The sequence below is a fragment of the Serratia sp. TSA_198.1 genome, assembly GCF_052686505.1.
The window spans coordinates 454,975-472,573 of record NZ_JBQZFP010000001.1; the positions used below are offsets into that span (position 1 = coordinate 454,975).

Genomic DNA, 17,599 nt, shown 5'->3' on the forward strand with positions numbered 1-17,599 from the left:
GGCCGGCACGAAAAAGAACGGGCCAACGATGATGAAATGAATTTAGCGCATATGTTACCTAACATTATTCGGTCGTGACAATCTACGCTGACAGCAGGTTTGATACAATTTACCGGGCAAAGGGCAGGCGTTATGCGACAAATTAAAGTGGGACTGGCATTAGGGGCGGGGGCGGCCAAAGGCTGGGCGCATATCGGTGTCATCAACGCGCTAAAGAAATTGGGCGTTGAGGTCGATATAGTAGCCGGTTGCTCGGTTGGCGCGCTGGTGGGGGCCGCTTTTGCCAGCCATCGTCTGCCCGCCATGGAGACGTGGGTGCGTTCGTTCAGCTATTGGGATGTGATTCGGCTGATGGATTTGTCCTGGCAGCGGGGCGGCCTGTTGCGGGGCGAGCGGGTGTTCAATGCGGTGGGGCAGTTGTTGAAGATCGATGATATTGCCGAGTGCTCTCTGAAATTCGGTGCCGTGGCGACTAATCTGAGTACCGGGCGGGAGTTGTGGTTGACGAAAGGGGATATTCATCAGGCGGTACGAGCTTCATGCAGCATGCCCGGCTTGTTGGCGCCGGTGTGGTTCGACGGTTATTGGCTGGTGGATGGCGCGGTGGTTAACCCGGTTCCCATCTCATTAACTCGCGCGATGGGCGCCGATATCGTCATCGCCGTTGACCTGCAACATGACGCGCATTTGATGCAGCAGGATTTGTTCTCGGTTCGCAATGATATGGAAGAGCCGAACGATCTCCCTGCCCGCAACTGGCGGGGGCGTTTACGCGAACGAATCAGCAAGATGACGTTGAGAAAGCCTAACTTCACGCCAACGGCGATGGAAATCATGGGGACTTCGATACAGGTGTTGGAAAATCGCCTGAAACGCAACCGCATGGCCGGCGATCCGCCCGATGTGTTGATTCAACCCTACTGCCCGCAAATTTCAACGCTGGACTTTCACCGCGCCAATGAGGCGATTGAAGCCGGCGAACTGGCGGTGGAAAAACAGCTCGATATGCTGTTGCCATTGATAAAAAATAAATAGCTGCCGGTTTCAGGGGGGCAACGTGCGGTTGGGACATTTTCCGGCAAGCGTAAATGACCTTTTTGAGCCACTATTACACTATGAAAAGGGAAGAGGCTCGGCTGATGGCATTACCATTCACTCACAAGCGGATTTTGATCGTCGAGGACGAACTGGTGTTTCGTTCCGTGCTTGTTGGCTATTTGAAATCGTTGGGAGCGGAGACCAGTGAAGCGACCAATGGTTTGCAGGCGCTGAGTGCCGTCGACGATGTCCATCCCGATTTAATCTTGTGCGATCTCGCCATGCCGGAAATGGGCGGGATCGAGTTTGTCGAACATCTGCGGCTGCAAGGCCTGCAAATCCCGGTGCTGGTGATTTCGGCCACGGATAAAATGGCAGATATCGCCAAGGTGCTGCGTTTGGGCGTGCAGGACGTGTTGCTGAAACCGGTGGCCGATCTGAACCGACTGCGTGAAGCGGTATTGGGGTGTTTATATCCCAATATGTTTACCTCCCCGGCTCTGGAAGAAGCAGAGCTGTTCAAGGATTGGAATGCGCTGAGTAAAAATCCTTCCGAAGCGGTAAAATTACTCAAACAGCTTCAGCCGCCGGTGCAACAGACCGTAGCCCATTGTCGGATTAATTATCGGCAATTAACCACCAGCGAGAATCCGGGGTTGGTGCTCGATATAGCCGCACTGTCGGATAAGGATCTGGCTTTCTATTGCCTGGATGTTACCCGCGCCGGTGATAATGGCGTATTGGCTGCGCTGTTGCTGCGTGCTTTATTTAACGGATTATTACAGGATCATTTAGTTAATCAGCGTCATCGGTTGCCGCAAATGACAACACTGTTAAAGCAAGTTAATCAATTATTGCGCCAAGGCAAGCTGGAAGGGCAATTCCCTCTGTTAGTTGGTTATTATCACGCCGAATATAAAAACCTGATTCTGGTTTCTGCGGGCCTGCATGCCAATGTGAATACCGGTGACAATCAAATCCAACTGAGCAACGGCGTGCCTCTGGGTATGCTGGGCGCAACCTACATGAACCAAATCAGCCAGCACTGTTCCGCCTGGCAGTGTCAGGTTTGGGGCTCTGGGGGCAGGCTGCGGCTGATGCTTAGCGCCGAATAGCAAGCAGTTGTAAAAATATTATTTGAAATTAAGATATTCAACATACTTATTTTTATCTCAGAAAATCTGATTGGGTAATTGTCCTAAATTTTTTCTATTTGTGCTCAGACTAATGCCAGACAGTCATAAACTGGTATACTCCGAAGGTTTTTTGTATGGCAGATGAAGCTCACAAAATGAGCGCAAATTCTATTAGAGAGAGGAAATAATGCCTGCTGTAAATCGTAAAATCAGAAAGGCAGTGATCCCGGTTGCAGGCTTGGGAACACGAATGTTGCCGGCGACAAAAGCCATCCCAAAAGAAATGTTGCCGCTGGTTGACAAGCCATTGATCCAGTACGTGGTCAACGAATGCATTGCGGCAGGGATTAACGAGATTGTGCTGGTCACCCATTCCTCCAAGAATTCGATTGAAAACCATTTCGATACCAGTTTTGAGCTGGAAGCAATGCTGGAAAAACGCGTTAAGCGTCAACTACTGGATGAAGTGCAGTCTATTTGCCCGAAGGGCGTCACCGTGATGCAAGTGCGTCAAGGGGTGGCGAAAGGCCTTGGGCATGCCATCATGTGCGCTTATCCATTGGTGGGCGATGAGCCGGTTGCCGTAATTTTGCCGGACGTGATCCTCGATGAGTACAGCGCCGATCTGAAAAAAGACAATTTGCACGAAATGTTGCAGCGGTTCGAACAAACCGGCATCAGCCAGATTATGGTTGAACCTGTGCCGCAGAAAGATGTCGGCAATTATGGCGTGGCTGATTGCAAAGGTTATGAACTGCAGGCGGGCGAAAGCGCTCCGATGGTCAGTGTAGTCGAAAAACCTTCGCCAGACGAAGCGCCGTCAAACCTGGCTATTGTTGGCCGCTATGTGCTTTCTGCCGATATCTGGCCGTTGCTGGCGAAAACGCCTCCAGGCGCCGGCGGCGAGATCCAGCTTACCGACAGTATTGAAATGCTGATGCAGCAGGAAACCGTAGAAGCCTATCACCTCAAAGGGGTGAGCCATGACTGCGGCAACAAGCTGGGCTACATGCAGGCTTTCGTCGAGTATGGTCTGCGCCATGCCAGCCTTGGCAAAGAATTTTCTCAGTGGTTGCAACAACTGTTGGCCGCTGATAAGAAATAATTTATTTATCTTTCGTCTTAATTTGAAAAACTAGGATTTTCCCATGAAAGTAACAGTTTTTGGTATTGGCTATGTTGGCCTGGTACAGGCTGCGGTATTGGCAGAAGTCGGCCATGACGTTATGTGTATTGATGTAGACGAGCGTAAAGTCGAAAACCTTAAGAACGGGAATATCCCCATTTTTGAACCCGGTCTGACGCCGCTGGTGCAACAGAACTATGAAGCGGGTCGTCTGCACTTCACCACCGACGCTAAAGCCGGTGTTGCACACGGTACCATTCAGTTCATCGCCGTGGGGACGCCACCGGATGAAGACGGCTCTGCCGATCTGAAATACGTGACTGCCGTAGCGCGCACCATCGCGGAACATATGACCGATCGCAAGGTGGTGATCGACAAATCTACAGTGCCGGTCGGTACTGCGGATAAAGTACGCCAGGTGATGGAAGAAACCCTGAAAAAACGCGGCAGCACAGTGCCATTCGACGTGGTTTCCAATCCGGAGTTCCTGAAAGAGGGCGCGGCGGTAGCGGACTGCATGCGTCCGGAGCGTATTGTTATCGGTACCGATAACAAAGAGGTTATCGAACCTATCCGTGAGCTTTACGAGCCGTTCAACCGCAATCACGATCGCATGATCATGATGGATATCCGCAGCGCCGAGCTGACCAAATATGCCGCCAACTGTATGCTGGCGACCAAGATCAGCTTTATGAACGAAATGTCCAATCTGGCCGAAATGTTGGGTGCGGATATTGAGAAAGTGCGCCAGGGGATCGGTTCTGACTCGCGTATCGGTTACCACTTCATCTATCCGGGCTGCGGCTACGGCGGCTCATGCTTCCCGAAAGACGTTCAAGCGCTGATCCGCACTGCGGAGCATATTGGTTACCAGCCAAAACTGTTGCAGGCGGTAGAGCAGGTTAACTATCAGCAAAAATATAAGCTGACCAAATTTATCAAACATCACTTCGGTGAAGATTTGAAAGGTAAAACCTTTGCGTTGTGGGGGCTGGCATTCAAACCCAATACCGACGACATGCGCGAGGCCTCCAGCCGAGTGCTGATGGAGCAACTGTGGGAAGCGGGTGCTATTGTTCAGGCCTTCGACCCAGAAGCCATGAACGAGGTACAGCGTATCTATGGTCAGCGTGACGACCTGAAGTTGGTAGGCACCAAAGAGGCGGCGCTGCAGGGGGCTGACGCACTGGTTATCTGTACCGAATGGCAGAATTTCCGTGCGCCAGATTTCGATGTGGTTAAAGGTTCTCTTAAACAGCCTGTCATTTTTGATGGCCGCAACCTGTTTGATCCAGAACGTCTGGAAAGCCGCGGTTTCACGTATTATGCAATCGGCCGTGGCGCGTCCATTCAGCCGGTTATTTAAGGGGTGAACATGAAATTCCTGGTTACAGGCGCTGCAGGGTTTATTGGTTATCATATTGCTGAGCGTTTGTTGGCTGCCGGGCATCAGGTTGTCGGTATCGACAACCTGAATGATTATTATGATGTGGGCCTGAAAATGGCCCGCCTTGAGTTGCTTTCGGATAAATCTGAATTTCAGTTTATTAAGCTGGATCTGGCCGATCGCGAGGGTATGGCGGGGCTGTTTGCAGAGCAAAAGTTTCAACGGGTGATTCATCTGGGTGCGCAGGCGGGTGTACGTTATTCGCTGGAAAATCCTCTGGCCTATGCGGATGCCAATCTCATTGGGCATTTAAACGTGCTGGAAGGGTGTCGCCACAATAAAGTTGAGCATCTGTTATATGCCTCCTCCAGTTCGGTATACGGTCTGAACCGTAAACTGCCCTTTGCGACGGAAGACTCAGTTGATCATCCGGTGTCATTGTATGCGGCAACCAAAAAAGCCAATGAGCTGATGTCGCACAGCTATTCCCACTTATATGGTATTCCGACCACCGGCCTGCGGTTCTTTACCGTATATGGCCCGTGGGGCCGCCCGGATATGGCGTTGTTTAAATTTACCAAGGCCATATTGGCGGGCGAAAGCATCGACGTATATAACCACGGCGAGATGCACCGTGACTTTACCTACATTGACGATATCGCTGAGGCTATTGTGCGGTTGCAGGCGATTATTCCTCAGGCTGACGCGGCATGGACGGTCGAGCAGGGTTCACCGGCAACCAGTTCTGCGCCTTATCGTGTCTATAATATCGGCAACAGCAGCCCGGTGAAGTTGATGGAATATATTCGCGCACTGGAGCAGGCGTTAGGGATTGAGGCGCGCAAGAATATGCTGCCGATGCAACCTGGCGATGTTTTGGATACCAGCGCGGATACCGCCGAGCTTTATCGCGTTATCGGCTTCAAGCCGGAAACCGGTGTTGAAGAAGGCGTGAAACGCTTTGTCGAGTGGTATAAGTCATTTTATAAAGTTCAGTAATTGAACAACTGAACAATGTTATAAAGGGGCTGCGGCCCCTTTTTTATGTCTTGAAAAACACCAGGGATAGCTCAGGCGATAAGAAGAATGGGGAGCCTGGCGTGGGCGGATATTTGCGTCAAAGCTAAGCTGTGGGCTTGGCAGGCAGAAAATACACATAACAAAAAGGCTCCCATAGGGAGCCTTTTTAACGTGCAGCGAAATGCTATTACAGCAGGAAATCGTCCAGAGATTTACCTTGCTCTTCGATAGCTTTCTTAATCACTGCCGGGGTACGGCCCTGGCCGGTCCAGGTTTTCAGTTCGCCGTTTTCGTCTTTATATTGATATTTAGCTGGACGTACTGGACGTTTGGCTTTACCAGCGGCTTTAGTCGCAGCCATAGTTTGCAGCAGTTCATTTGGGTCAATACCGTCAGCAATCAACATTTCACGATATTGCTGCAGTTTACGGGTACGTTCTTCCACTTCTGCTTGAGCCTGGCTGTCTTCTTCGCGACGTTCGTTCACAACAACTTCCAGTTTTTCAAGCATCTCTTCCAGCGTTTCCAGGCTGCATTCTCTTGCCTGTGCGCGTAGAGTACGGATGTTGTTCAAAATCTTTAATGCTTCGCTCATTATCCTAGTCTCAAATTATATTGGTGGGGGGCGTCTGGATAATAATAGAGTGCTCTTTTCTTTTCTGCAATAGCCAAATTGAAAGGAGTACTCAAATTTATCTTTAAAAAAACGGTTAATCAGATCCGTTTGGCTAATATAGGTAGGGATGTTAAGTATTACAACCTCCATTTTTAAGTCAAATTTTCAACAGCCGCACTATGTTTGATGGGGCTACAAGGCATTTATGGCTAAGTTATAATTGTGTTTTATATCGATATTACGACGAATTCTGTGGGCTTAATCACGTGTTTCAGTATGCAGACATTGTAAACAATGGGGGTATGCGGGTAAAGATAACGTCAAGAACTGTGCCTTTGTCTGTTTTATGTCATTAAATTTCTCGGCGCTCCCTTTTGGGGTTAATAGATTTGAGTCTGTAACCGGGGGACAGTCGTGCGACGACGTCTCTCCACTAGCTTAACCATTAATGCGGAGGGCAAATCATTAGCGGTAATTAATAGTGATGGCAGGCAAAGATTATCCTGTAAATAGATGTAAAAGAGGGGCTGGATCAGAACGAAATGTTTCATTTGAAAGCCTGCTATTACCTTTCCAAGGATATTGAGAACCCAGAGCATGAGCAGGCCGACGGGTTATGGTACACTTAGCGCTTGAATCAACGTCTGAATATTTCTTATACCATTGGAGTTGCGGGCCCATGGCTCAACTTTATTTTTATTATTCTGCTATGAATGCAGGAAAATCCACCGCGCTGTTACAATCTTCATATAATTATCAAGAACGTGGTATGCGCACGTTGGTGTTTACTGCCGAAATCGATCATCGTTTTGGCGTAGGGAAGGTGAGTTCGCGCATCGGATTGTCGTCTCAGGCGCAGCTCTATAATAATGACTCAATGCTCTATGCCATGATTGCTCAGGAACATCAGCAGCAGCCGGTACACTGCGTGTTATTGGATGAAAGCCAATTCTTGACGAAAGCACAGGTTGAGCAATTGTGCGACGTAGTCGACCAACTGGATATTCCGGTGTTGTGCTATGGGTTGCGCACCGACTTTCTGGGTGAGCTGTTTATCGGCAGCCAATATTTGCTGGCTTGGGCGGATAAACTGGTGGAGTTGAAAACCATCTGCCACTGCGGCCGCAAGGCGAATATGGTCCTGAGGCTGGATGAAAGCGGCCAGGCAATGCATGCAGGTGAACAGGTCGTGATAGGCGGTAACGAGAGCTACGTGTCCGTTTGCCGCAAACATTACAAGGAAGCCATACACGCACTGGAGTAAGCCGCTGGGCAGCGTAGCACGCATTGTGGGGCGTTTTAGCGCTACGGTGCCGTGAGGCCGAATGAATGATTTATCAACATAAAAAAACCGCCTTTCGGCGGTTTTTTTGTCGGCTCAATGAACCGTTATTTTTTGGACTTTTTTTCCGCTTTGGCCACAACCGGTGCAACCACAACTTCTTCCTCGTCCGCTTCGCTGAACTTACGCCCGTAGAAGGTATCCAGCATGATTTGCTTCAGTTCGGCAATCAGCGGATAACGCGGGTTGGCGCCGGTACATTGGTCGTCAAAGGCGTCTTCGGACAGTTTGTCGACTTTCGCCAGGAAGTCGGCTTCCTGCACGCCGGCTTCACGGATGGAAGCAGGGATGCCCAGCTCGGTTTTGATCTCATCCAGCCATACCAGCAGCTTCTCGATTTTTTGCGCGGTACGGTCGCCCGGTGCGCTCAGGCCGAGATGGTCGGCGATTTCAGCGTAGCGACGACGTGCCTGTGGGCGGTCGTACTGGCTGAAGGCCGTCTGCTTGGTCGGATTGTCGTTCGCGTTATAGCGAATGACGTTGGAGATCAACATGGCGTTGGCCAGGCCGTGCGGGATATGGAACTCAGAGCCCAGTTTGTGGGCCATGGAGTGGCAAACCCCCAGGAAGGCGTTGGCAAACGCGATACCGGCAATGGTCGCGGCGTTGTGCACACGCTCACGGGCTACCGGGTTCTTGGCACCTTCCTTGTAGCTGGCTGGCAGATATTCTTTCAGCAATTTCAGGGCTTGCAGCGCCTGGCCGTCAGAGTATTCGTTCGCCAGTACCGATACATAAGCTTCCAGTGCGTGGGTAACTGCATCCAAGCCGCCGAAGGCACAGAGGGATTTCGGCATGTTCATCACCAGATTGGCGTCAACGATCGCCATATCCGGCGTCAATGCGTAGTCAGCCAGCGGGTATTTCTGGCCGGTCGCATCGTCGGTCACTACCGCAAACGGCGTGACTTCAGAACCGGTACCTGAGGTAGTGGTGACGGCAATCATTTTTGCTTTGACGCCCATTTTCGGGAACTTGTAGATACGTTTACGGATATCCATAAAGCGCAACGCCAGGTCTTCGAAATGGGTTTCCGGATGCTCGTACAACACCCACATGATCTTCGCAGCATCCATCGGTGAACCGCCGCCCAGCGCGATGATCACGTCTGGTTTGAAGGAGTTCATCTGTTCGGCGCCTTTACGCACGATGGACAGCGTTGGGTCAGCTTCTACCTCAAAGAACACTTCTGTTTCAATGCCGTGCGATTTCAGAACCGTGGTGATCTGGTCTGCGTAGCCGTTGTTGAACAGGTAGCGGTCGGTCACAATGAAGGCGCGTTTTGCCCCGTCGGTCGCTACTTCTTCCAGCGCGATAGGCAATGAACCACGGCGGAAGTAGATTGATTTCGGAAGTTTATGCCACAACATGTTTTCTGCTCGCTTCGCTACAGTTTTCTTGTTGATCAAGTGTTTTGGACCGACGTTTTCAGAGATGGAGTTACCACCCCAGGAACCGCAGCCCAGCGTCAGTGACGGAGCGAGTTTAAAGTTGTACAGGTCACCGATACCACCCTGAGACGCCGGGGTGTTGATCAGGATACGTGCGGTTTTCATCTTGTCGCCGAAGAAGGCAACGCGTTCCGGTTGGTTATCCTGGTCGGTGTAAAGGCAGGACGTATGGCCGATACCGCCCATGGCGACCAGTTTTTCCGCTTTGCTGACGGCGTCTTCAAAATCTTTGGCACGATACATTGCCAGCGTCGGAGACAGTTTTTCGTGAGCGAAAGGTTCGGATTCATCAACCAATTTCACTTCACCGATCAGCACCTTGGTGCTGGCAGGTACTTTGATGCCGGCCATTTCAGCGATTTTCGGCGCAGATTGGCCGACGATGGCCGCGTTCAGGCCGCCGTTTTTCAGAATGATGTCCTGGACCGCTTTCAGCTCTTTGCCCTGCAGCAGGTAGCCGCCGTGGGAAGAGAAACGCTCACGCACTGCATCATAGACGGAGTCAACGACGATGACAGATTGCTCGGAGGCGCAAATCACACCGCTGTCGAAGGTTTTAGACATCAAAATAGAGGCAACAACGCGTTTGATGTCCGCTGTCTCGTCAACCACCACCGGAGTGTTACCGGCGCCAACACCGATTGCAGGCTTGCCGGAGCTGTAGGCGGCTTTCACCATACCTGGGCCGCCGGTAGCGAGGATCAGGTTGATGTCCGGGTGGTGCATTAACTGGTTGGACAGTTCAACGGTAGGCTGGTCAATCCAGCCGACGATGTCTTTTGGTGCCCCGGCAGCGATGGCCGCCTGCAACACGATATCCGCCGCTTTGTTGGTGGCGTTTTTCGCACGCGGATGTGGCGAGAAGATAATGCCGTTACGGGTTTTCAGGCTGATCAGCGCTTTAAAAATAGCCGTAGAGGTTGGGTTGGTGGTCGGTACGATACCGCAAATCAAGCCAATAGGCTCGGCGATGGTGATCGTGCCAAAAGTATCGTCTTCAGACAGGATACCGCAGGTTTTTTCATCTTTATACGCGTTGTAGATATACTCTGAAGCGAAGTGGTTTTTGATCACTTTATCTTCAACGATACCCATACCGGATTCTTCGACGGCCATTTTGGCCAGGGGAATACGGGCATCGGCAGCGGCGAGGGCAGCAGCGCGGAAGATTTTATCAACTTGCTCTTGAGTGAAGTTGGCATATTCGCGCTGGGCTTTTTTGACACGTGCGACTAGCTCGTTCAGTTCAGCGACATTCGTTACAGCCATAATGCTCTCCTGATAATGTTAAACTCTTTCAGTAAATAAGCCGTGCGAGCAACTAGTATAGACACCTAAGCGGAAAATGCTGCTTAAAAACAAGGGCTTTCCATACTGTACAACGCATGCTGCTGATTTGCTTAAAGAGCTTTCCCACTGCTTCTGGGGAAGACCGGTGGGCTGAACAGAGATACCTCTTTTTCCTTAACCTGTTCTACTCCCTGACTACGACTAAGAGCTTAACTACTCTTGATTAGCGATTTTGTGATTTAAATCATGAAAAGTGCAGGCTGACACCATTCAGCTTGAGTTGTTGATAATTATTCTTGATAACTGTGTTGCAGAGGTGTTTTTTAAACATAAAAAAATCATAAACCACACATTACTTTAACAATAGTGAATTGCTTCATGACTTTTATTCTTAATGGATAAAAATGCTGCATTTGGCCAATGGATTACCCGTGGCAATTCAATTACATTAGCGCGCGTAGGCAGTATCACTTATCAAAGCTATTTAAGCGGAGTCATTTGTGGGCCAATCTCTGTTGGATTTTTCCGGCTACATTAAATTTTTTGTCGGCCTGTTTGCGCTGGTGAACCCGGTGGGTATTTTGCCGGTGTTCATCAGCATGACCAGCTACCAGGCGGCGGCCGGACGCAATAAAACGAACATGACCGCCAACCTGTCGGTTGCCATTATCCTGTGGACCTCGCTGTTTCTGGGGGAGGGGATTTTGCGCATGTTCGGCATCTCTATTGATTCGTTCCGCATTGCCGGCGGCATTCTGGTGGTAAGCATCGCCATGTCGATGATCAGCGGCAAGCTGGGTGAAGATAAACAGAACAAACAGGAAAAATCGGAGAGCGCGATCCGTGAAAGCATCGGCGTAGTGCCGTTGGCGTTGCCCCTGATGGCGGGGCCGGGCGCTATCAGCTCCACTATTGTCTGGAGTTCCCGTTATCACAATTGGCAAAACCTGCTGGGTTTTAGCCTGGCGATTGCGTTGTTTGCTTTCTGCTGTTGGCTGCTGTTCCGTGCCGCTCCCTTGCTGGTGCGTTTATTGGGACAAACCGGCATCAACGTTATTACCCGAATCATGGGTCTGCTGCTGATGGCATTGGGTATCGAGTTTATTGTTACCGGTATTAAAGCCATATTCCCGGGGCTGTTGTAATCAGGTCAGTGGGTCGCGAATAGGATAATTCGCGACTCAAATTAATTTTAAAAGTTAAAATTAATTATTGGCTCGCATTAATATAGTGCGAAATGTGAATAAATTTTCTTCACTTGCACCATGATGTGGCATAAATCCCACTTTGCTGCTCAATAAAAGCTCTAACCGCTATTTTTAACCCTTATCTTACGCCTTTTCTGCCCGTTATAGCCTGCCTAATGTCAAATCTGCTGTTAATTTAGTCACATCATTCTGTAGGGCTTGTCTCGCTTTCATCCAGGTGTTATTAGTGATTAACCGCGTATAAGCAGGCGTTTGTTCTTTGAACGGGGTTTTTGTTAACTGAATGTTTCTTTGTGGTACGTTCTGGCCTATGGTGCAGAAATTGCACAAGGCTAATTTAAATTTTATTCAATAAAATCAATTTGTTAATTGCTCCCTGGGTTGTCTGGTTAGCGGTGGGGAAAATCGCACACTGGGCAATAAAAGAGAATTGCTTAACATTTCTGTAAAAATTATTGGCTATGGAATTTGGCTTCTGCTAATTTCCGAGCAACTTTATTCGCTTAGATAATTGCAGAGCGTCGTCAAAGTAGGAACGATTCTTGCTGGTGTCCGTTATTTAGAATTCTTATAAAAACTTCACAAATATCGATAAGCAATGCTTGTCGGTGAAAAGGAGCCTCGACTATGCAGCAAACAATGAAGCGCACGCCGTTGACCATGTTCATTGCCGGCATGCTGGGTATCAGCGCCGTTTATTCCGTACAGGCGGCCGATGTTCCGGCCGGGGTGCAATTGGCCCAACAGCAAAGCATTGTGATCAACAACGGCAGCGAAGTCGCTTCATTGGATCCGCACAAGGTCGAAGGAACACCTGAAAGCAATATCATTCTTAACCTGCTGGAAGGATTGGTCAGCACCGACGCCAATGGGCATGTGGTGCCGGCCGCCGCCGCAACCTGGGAAAACCAGGATTTTAAAACCTGGACTTTCCACCTGCGCCCGGATGCGGTGTGGAGCGACGGTTCTCCGGTTACCGCACAGGACTTTGTCTACAGTTGGCAGCGTCTGGCCGACCCCAAAATCGCTTCCCCTTACGCCAGCTATTTGCAATACGCCAAAATTGAAAACGTCGACGATATCCTGGCCGGCAAGAAAAGCCCGCAAACTCTTGGCGTCAAGGCTATCGATGACAAAACGCTGCAGGTTCAACTGAGCGAGCCGGTGCCGTACTTTGTCAGCATGTTGAGCCACACCTCGTTGAAACCGGTAAAACGGGCGGTAGTTGAAAAGTTTGGCGACAAATGGACGTTGCCCGCCAACTATGTCGGCAACGGCGCTTACCGCTTGAAAGAGTGGGTGGTGAATGAGCGCATTGTGCTTGAGCGCAGCCCGAGCTACTGGAACAACAAGAAAACGATCATCGACCAGGCGACCTTCTTGCCGATCACTTCAGAAGTCAGCGACGTCAACCGCTTCCGCAGCGGTGAGATTGATATCACCAACAATGCTATCCCACCGAATCTGTTTGTGAAGATGAAAAAAGAAATCCCGGAGCAACTGCACGTTAACCCGTTCCTGTGCACGTTCTATTACGAGATCAATAATCAGCGTGCACCTTTTACCGACGTCCGGGTGCGCACTGCGGTGAAGCTAACGCTCGATCGCGACATCATCGCCAACAAAATCATGGGCCAGGGCCAGATCCCGGCGTACAACTTCACCCCAACATTTACCGATGGTGCCAGGTTCACCACGCCGGAATGGGCGGGCTGGAGTCAGGAGCAGCGTAATGCCGAAGCGAAGAAACTGTTGGCGCAAGCCGGTTTCACTGCGGCAAAACCTTTGAAGTTCACGCTGTTGTACAACACCTCTGATCAAAACAAACAGCAGGCGATCGCTGCGGCGTCGATGTGGAAGAAAAACCTCGGGGCAGATGTCACGTTGCGTAATCAGGAGTGGAAAACTTCGTTGGAAAGCCGTCATCAAGGGGACTACGACGTGGCGCGTGCGACCTGGTGCGGCGATTATAACGAGCCAAGCGCTTTCCTGAATCTGGTGGTTTCCAATAGCAGCATGAACACTATCTTCTACAAGAGCCCGGCATTCGACGCCCTGATGGCCAGTACGCTGAAGGCGCCGGATGAGGCTGCACGCGCCGTGATTTATCAGCAGGCGGAAGCGCAGTTGGATAAAGATTCGGCGTTGGTCCCGGTGTATTACCGCATCAGCGCGCGCCTGATCAGGCCGTCGGTGGGGGGCTTTACCGGTAAAGATCCGCTGGATTATACCGACGTAAAAAATCTGTACATCATCAAGCAGTAAAAGGGGTATTACGCCACGCCAACAACGAGGAGTAATACAGGGAAGGCCGGCTGCCGCATTCGTTCACCTGCAGTCGGTATAACAAGGTCCGCTCACGGGCAACGCAGGCTCCACGATGAGTCTGTGATAATAAAAAACTGGAGTATATCAATGACCAACATCACGAAGAAAACCATCCTTGCCGCCGGCATCATTGCCGCGCTGGGCATCACAGCAACCGGCAGCGCAATTGCTGCCGTCGTGCCCGCAGGTGTGCAACTGGCAGATAAACAAGAGATCGTTAAAAACAACGGTTCGGAAGTACAGTCGCTGGATCCGCATAAAATCGAAGGCGTGCCGGAAAATAACGTAACGCGCGATCTGATGGAAGGTCTGGCCAACAACAGCCTGGATGGGTCCATCGTGCCGGGTGTGGCGGAAAGCTGGGATAACAAGGATTTTAAAGTCTGGACCTTCCACCTGCGTAAAGACGCGAAATGGTCGAACGGCAAACCGGTAACGGCGCAAGATTTCGTGTATAGCTGGCAACGCGTAGTGGATCCGAAAACCGCATCCCCTTATGCCAGCTATCTGCAATACGCCCACGTAGAAAACGTGGATGACATCATCGCAGGCAAGAAAGACAAATCAACCTTGGGCGTGAAAGCCATTGACGACCATACTTTCCAGGTTACCCTGACCGAGCCGGTACCTTACCTGGTTGAAATGACTCCGCACTACGCGATGAAACCGGTGTTTAAAGACGCCGTAGAGAAGTATGGCGAGAAGTGGACTCTGCCTGCCAACTACGTCAGCAACGGCGCTTATAAACTGAAAGACTGGGTAGTCAACGAACGCATCGTACTGGAACGTAACCCGGAATATTGGGATAACGCAAAAACCATCATTAATAAAGTCACGTTCCTGCCAATTGCGTCGGAAGTGACCGACGTTAACCGCTACCGTACCGGCGAAATCGACATGACTTACAACAACATGCCGATCGAGCTGTTCCAGAAGCTGAAAAAAGAGATCCCGAAAGAAGTTCATGTTGATCCGTACTTGTGTACCTATTACTACGAAATCAACAACCAGAAAGCGCCGTTTACCGATGAGCGCGTACGTGAAGCGCTGAAACTGGGCCTGGACCGCGACATCATCACCAATAAAGTGAAAAACCAGGGTGACCTGCCTGCCTACAGCTTCACGCCGCCTTATACCGATGGCGCCAAGTTGACTCCGCCGGAATGGTTCGGTTGGACGCAGGAAAAACGCAACGAAGTGGCGAAGAAACTGCTGGCAGACGCGGGTTACGGCCCAGGCAAACCGCTGACTTTCTCGCTGCTGTACAACACCTCAGATCTGCACAAGAAGCTGGCGATTGCCGCCGCCTCCATCTGGAAGAAAAACCTGGGTGTGGATGTGAAGCTGGTGAACCAGGAGTGGAAAACCTTCCTGGATACCCGTCATCAGGGTAACTATGACGTATCTCGCGCCGGCTGGTGTGCGGACTACAACGAACCTAGCTCGTTCCTGAACATGATGCTGTCTGACAGCAGCAGTAACACCCCGCACTACAAGAGCGCCGAGTTCGACAAGCTGATGGCTAACGTGCTGACGGCGAAAACCAAAGAAGAACGTGCCGAACTGTATCAGAAAGCCGAAGTTCAGCTGGATAAAGACTCCGCCATCGTTCCGGTTTATTACTATGTGAATGCCCGTCTGGTGAAACCTTATGTTGGCGGTTACACCGGCCAAGACCCGCTTGATAACGTGTACGACAAAAACCTGTACATCATCAAGCATTGATACGGTAAGCGCCGGCGGTGAGAACCGCCGGCCCATGTTGAGAATAATAAGCCGTTATCAGGCTGCAGCACAGGGTTAGGGCAATGCTAAAATTTATATTTCGTCGCTTGTTAGAAGCGATCCCGACACTATTTATCCTTATCACCATTTCATTCTTCATGATGCGTTTGGCCCCCGGCAGCCCCTTTACCGGTGAGCGTGCATTGCCGCCGGAAGTGATGGCCAATATCGAAGCCAAATACCATTTGAATGATCCTATCTGGAAACAGTACGGCCATTATCTGGCTCAACTTGCGCAAGGTGATTTTGGCCCGTCCTTTAAATACAAGGATTATTCGGTCAACGATCTGGTGGCTGCCTCTTTCCCGGTTTCAGCCAAATTGGGCCTGGCCGCGTTTTTGCTGGCAGTTATATTGGGGGTTAGCGCCGGCGTCATTGCCGCACTGAATCAAAATACCAAATGGGATTATACGGTAATGGGCTTTGCCATGACCGGGGTGGTTATCCCCAGTTTCGTGGTGGCGCCGTTACTGGTGTTGATTTTCGCCATCACGCTGAAATGGCTGCCGGGTGGCGGTTGGAACGGCGGGGCACCGAAATTTATCATCCTGCCGATGGTGGCGTTATCGCTGGCCTATATTGCCAGTATCGCCCGTATTACGCGCGGATCGATGATTGAAGTGCTGCACTCAAACTTTATCCGTACAGCCCGTGCCAAGGGTTTGCCAATGCGCCGCATCATTCTGCGTCATGCCTTGAAACCTGCGTTATTGCCGGTGCTTTCTTATATGGGGCCTGCCTTTGTCGGCATCATCACCGGTTCGATGGTGATCGAAACCATTTATGGCCTGCCGGGCATCGGCCAGCTGTTCGTTAACGGTGCGCTGAACCGCGACTATTCTCTGGTATTGAGCCTGACCATTCTGGTAGGTGGCCTGACTATTCTGTTTAACGCGATTGTTGACGTGCTGTACGCCGTTATCGATCCCAAAATTCGTTATTAAGCTGGAGCACGCAAATGATGTTGACGAAAAAGAACAGCGAAGCTCTGGAACACTTCGGCGAAAAGCTGGAAGTGGAAGGGCGCAGCCTGTGGCAGGATGCCCGTCGCCGCTTTGTGCATAACCGTGCGGCGGTCAGCAGCCTGTTTGTGCTGGGGCTGATTACCCTGTTTGTGATTGTAGCGCCGTGGCTGTCTCAGTTCGCCTATGACGATACCGACTGGGCGATGATGTCGGCTGCGCCGAGCCTTGAATCTGCGCACTACTTCGGCACTGACTCCTCCGGCCGCGATTTGTTGGTGCGCGTGGCGATTGGCGGGCGCATCTCGCTGATGGTCGGCGTGGCTGCGGCGCTGGTGGCGGTGATTGTCGGTACCCTGTACGGCGCGATGTCAGGTTATCTGGGCGGCAAGACCGACTCGGTGATGATGCGTTTGCTGGAGATCCTCAACTCCTTCCCGTTTATGTTCTTCGTGATCCTGCTGGTGACCTTCTTCGGTCAAAACATCCTGCTGATCTTTGTGGCAATCGGCATGGTGTCGTGGCTGGATATGGCGCGTATTGTGCGTGGGCAAACCCTGAGCTTAAAGCGTAAAGAATTTATCGAAGCGGCATTGGTGTGCGGGGTTTCAACCCGAAATATCGTACTGCGCCATATCGTGCCTAACGTGCTTGGCGTGGTGGTGGTGTATGCCTCATTGCTGGTGCCGAGCATGATCCTGTTCGAATCCTTCCTCAGCTTCCTGGGGCTGGGCACGCAGGAGCCATTAAGCAGCTGGGGCGCATTGCTCAGCGACGGCGCCAACTCGATGGAAGTTTCACCGTGGTTGCTGCTGTTCCCGGCGGGTTTCCTGGTAGTCACTCTGTTTTGTTTCAACTTTATCGGCGACGGTCTGCGTGACGCCCTCGACCCGAAAGATCGTTAAGGAGT

Annotated in this window: 13 protein-coding genes; 11 read left to right on the forward strand and 2 right to left on the reverse strand. The window is 51.0% G+C overall.

All coding sequences use genetic code 11. The features are described 5' to 3' along the window. Positions 1-132 precede the first annotated feature (132 nt). The 5 genes from rssA (at position 133) to ACUTSW_RS02195 (ending at position 5,686) form a co-directional block, all read left to right on the forward strand. On the forward strand, positions 133-1,035 hold the full coding sequence (gene rssA / locus ACUTSW_RS02175; protein WP_004945347.1) for a patatin-like phospholipase RssA: 903 nt from the start codon (positions 133-135) through the stop codon (positions 1,033-1,035). Between the two features lie 104 nt (positions 1,036-1,139). After that, entirely contained in the window at positions 1,140-2,153 is a 1,014-nt protein-coding gene (rssB, locus tag ACUTSW_RS02180; protein WP_062871353.1) for a two-component system response regulator RssB, read from the forward strand. A gap of 208 nt (positions 2,154-2,361) precedes the next feature. Beyond that, positions 2,362-3,279, forward strand: a complete 918-nt coding sequence (galU, locus tag ACUTSW_RS02185; protein WP_004945340.1) for a UTP--glucose-1-phosphate uridylyltransferase GalU — start codon at positions 2,362-2,364, stop codon at positions 3,277-3,279. A 43-nt stretch (positions 3,280-3,322) separates the two neighbouring features. Continuing rightward, the gene (locus tag ACUTSW_RS02190) at positions 3,323-4,666 is read left to right on the forward strand and encodes a UDP-glucose dehydrogenase family protein (RefSeq protein ID WP_062791847.1); all 1,344 of its coding nucleotides are present in this window, start codon (positions 3,323-3,325) and stop codon (positions 4,664-4,666) included. Positions 4,667-4,675: 9 nt separating this feature from the next. Beyond that, the gene (locus tag ACUTSW_RS02195; RefSeq protein WP_445583551.1) at positions 4,676-5,686 is read left to right on the forward strand and encodes an NAD-dependent epimerase; all 1,011 of its coding nucleotides are present in this window, start codon (positions 4,676-4,678) and stop codon (positions 5,684-5,686) included. A 208-nt stretch (positions 5,687-5,894) separates the two neighbouring features. Here the strand turns inward: ACUTSW_RS02195 and hns are convergent, their stop codons facing one another. Continuing rightward, complete coding sequence (gene hns / locus ACUTSW_RS02200; protein ID WP_004945327.1) at positions 5,895-6,302, reverse strand: histone-like nucleoid-structuring protein H-NS; 408 nt, start codon at positions 6,300-6,302, stop codon at positions 5,895-5,897. Positions 6,303-7,002: 700 nt separating this feature from the next. On the opposite strand from hns, the gene ACUTSW_RS02205 reads away from it, so the two are divergent. Then, the gene (locus ACUTSW_RS02205) at positions 7,003-7,587 is read left to right on the forward strand and encodes a thymidine kinase (protein WP_004945324.1); all 585 of its coding nucleotides are present in this window, start codon (positions 7,003-7,005) and stop codon (positions 7,585-7,587) included. Positions 7,588-7,712: 125 nt separating this feature from the next. Here the strand turns inward: ACUTSW_RS02205 and adhE are convergent, their stop codons facing one another. Beyond that, positions 7,713-10,385 carry a bifunctional acetaldehyde-CoA/alcohol dehydrogenase gene (gene adhE / locus ACUTSW_RS02210; protein WP_445583552.1) on the reverse strand — a complete coding sequence of 891 codons (2,673 nt, stop codon included), beginning with the start codon at positions 10,383-10,385 and terminating at the stop codon, positions 7,713-7,715. Between the two features lie 521 nt (positions 10,386-10,906). Here adhE and ACUTSW_RS02215 point away from each other — a divergent pair. The 5 genes from ACUTSW_RS02215 to oppC all read left to right on the forward strand — a co-directional run bounded on the left by ACUTSW_RS02215 (position 10,907) and on the right by oppC (position 17,594). Next, positions 10,907-11,551, forward strand: coding sequence for a YchE family NAAT transporter (locus ACUTSW_RS02215; protein ID WP_004945318.1), 645 nt, complete (start codon positions 10,907-10,909; stop codon positions 11,549-11,551). 690 nt (positions 11,552-12,241) lie between these two features. Continuing rightward, positions 12,242-13,879 (forward strand): ABC transporter substrate-binding protein, encoded by a 1,638-nt coding sequence (locus ACUTSW_RS02220; RefSeq protein ID WP_445583553.1) that lies wholly within the window; start codon positions 12,242-12,244, stop codon positions 13,877-13,879. A gap of 150 nt (positions 13,880-14,029) precedes the next feature. After that, positions 14,030-15,667, forward strand: a complete 1,638-nt coding sequence (gene oppA / locus ACUTSW_RS02225) for an oligopeptide ABC transporter substrate-binding protein OppA (RefSeq protein ID WP_445583554.1) — start codon at positions 14,030-14,032, stop codon at positions 15,665-15,667. A gap of 83 nt (positions 15,668-15,750) precedes the next feature. Continuing rightward, positions 15,751-16,671 (forward strand): oligopeptide ABC transporter permease OppB, encoded by a 921-nt coding sequence (gene oppB / locus ACUTSW_RS02230; RefSeq protein ID WP_311992390.1) that lies wholly within the window; start codon positions 15,751-15,753, stop codon positions 16,669-16,671. Between the two features lie 14 nt (positions 16,672-16,685). Next, entirely contained in the window at positions 16,686-17,594 is a 909-nt protein-coding gene (gene oppC / locus ACUTSW_RS02235) for an oligopeptide ABC transporter permease OppC (RefSeq protein ID WP_004945306.1), read from the forward strand. The last annotated feature ends 5 nt before the right edge of the window (positions 17,595-17,599 follow it).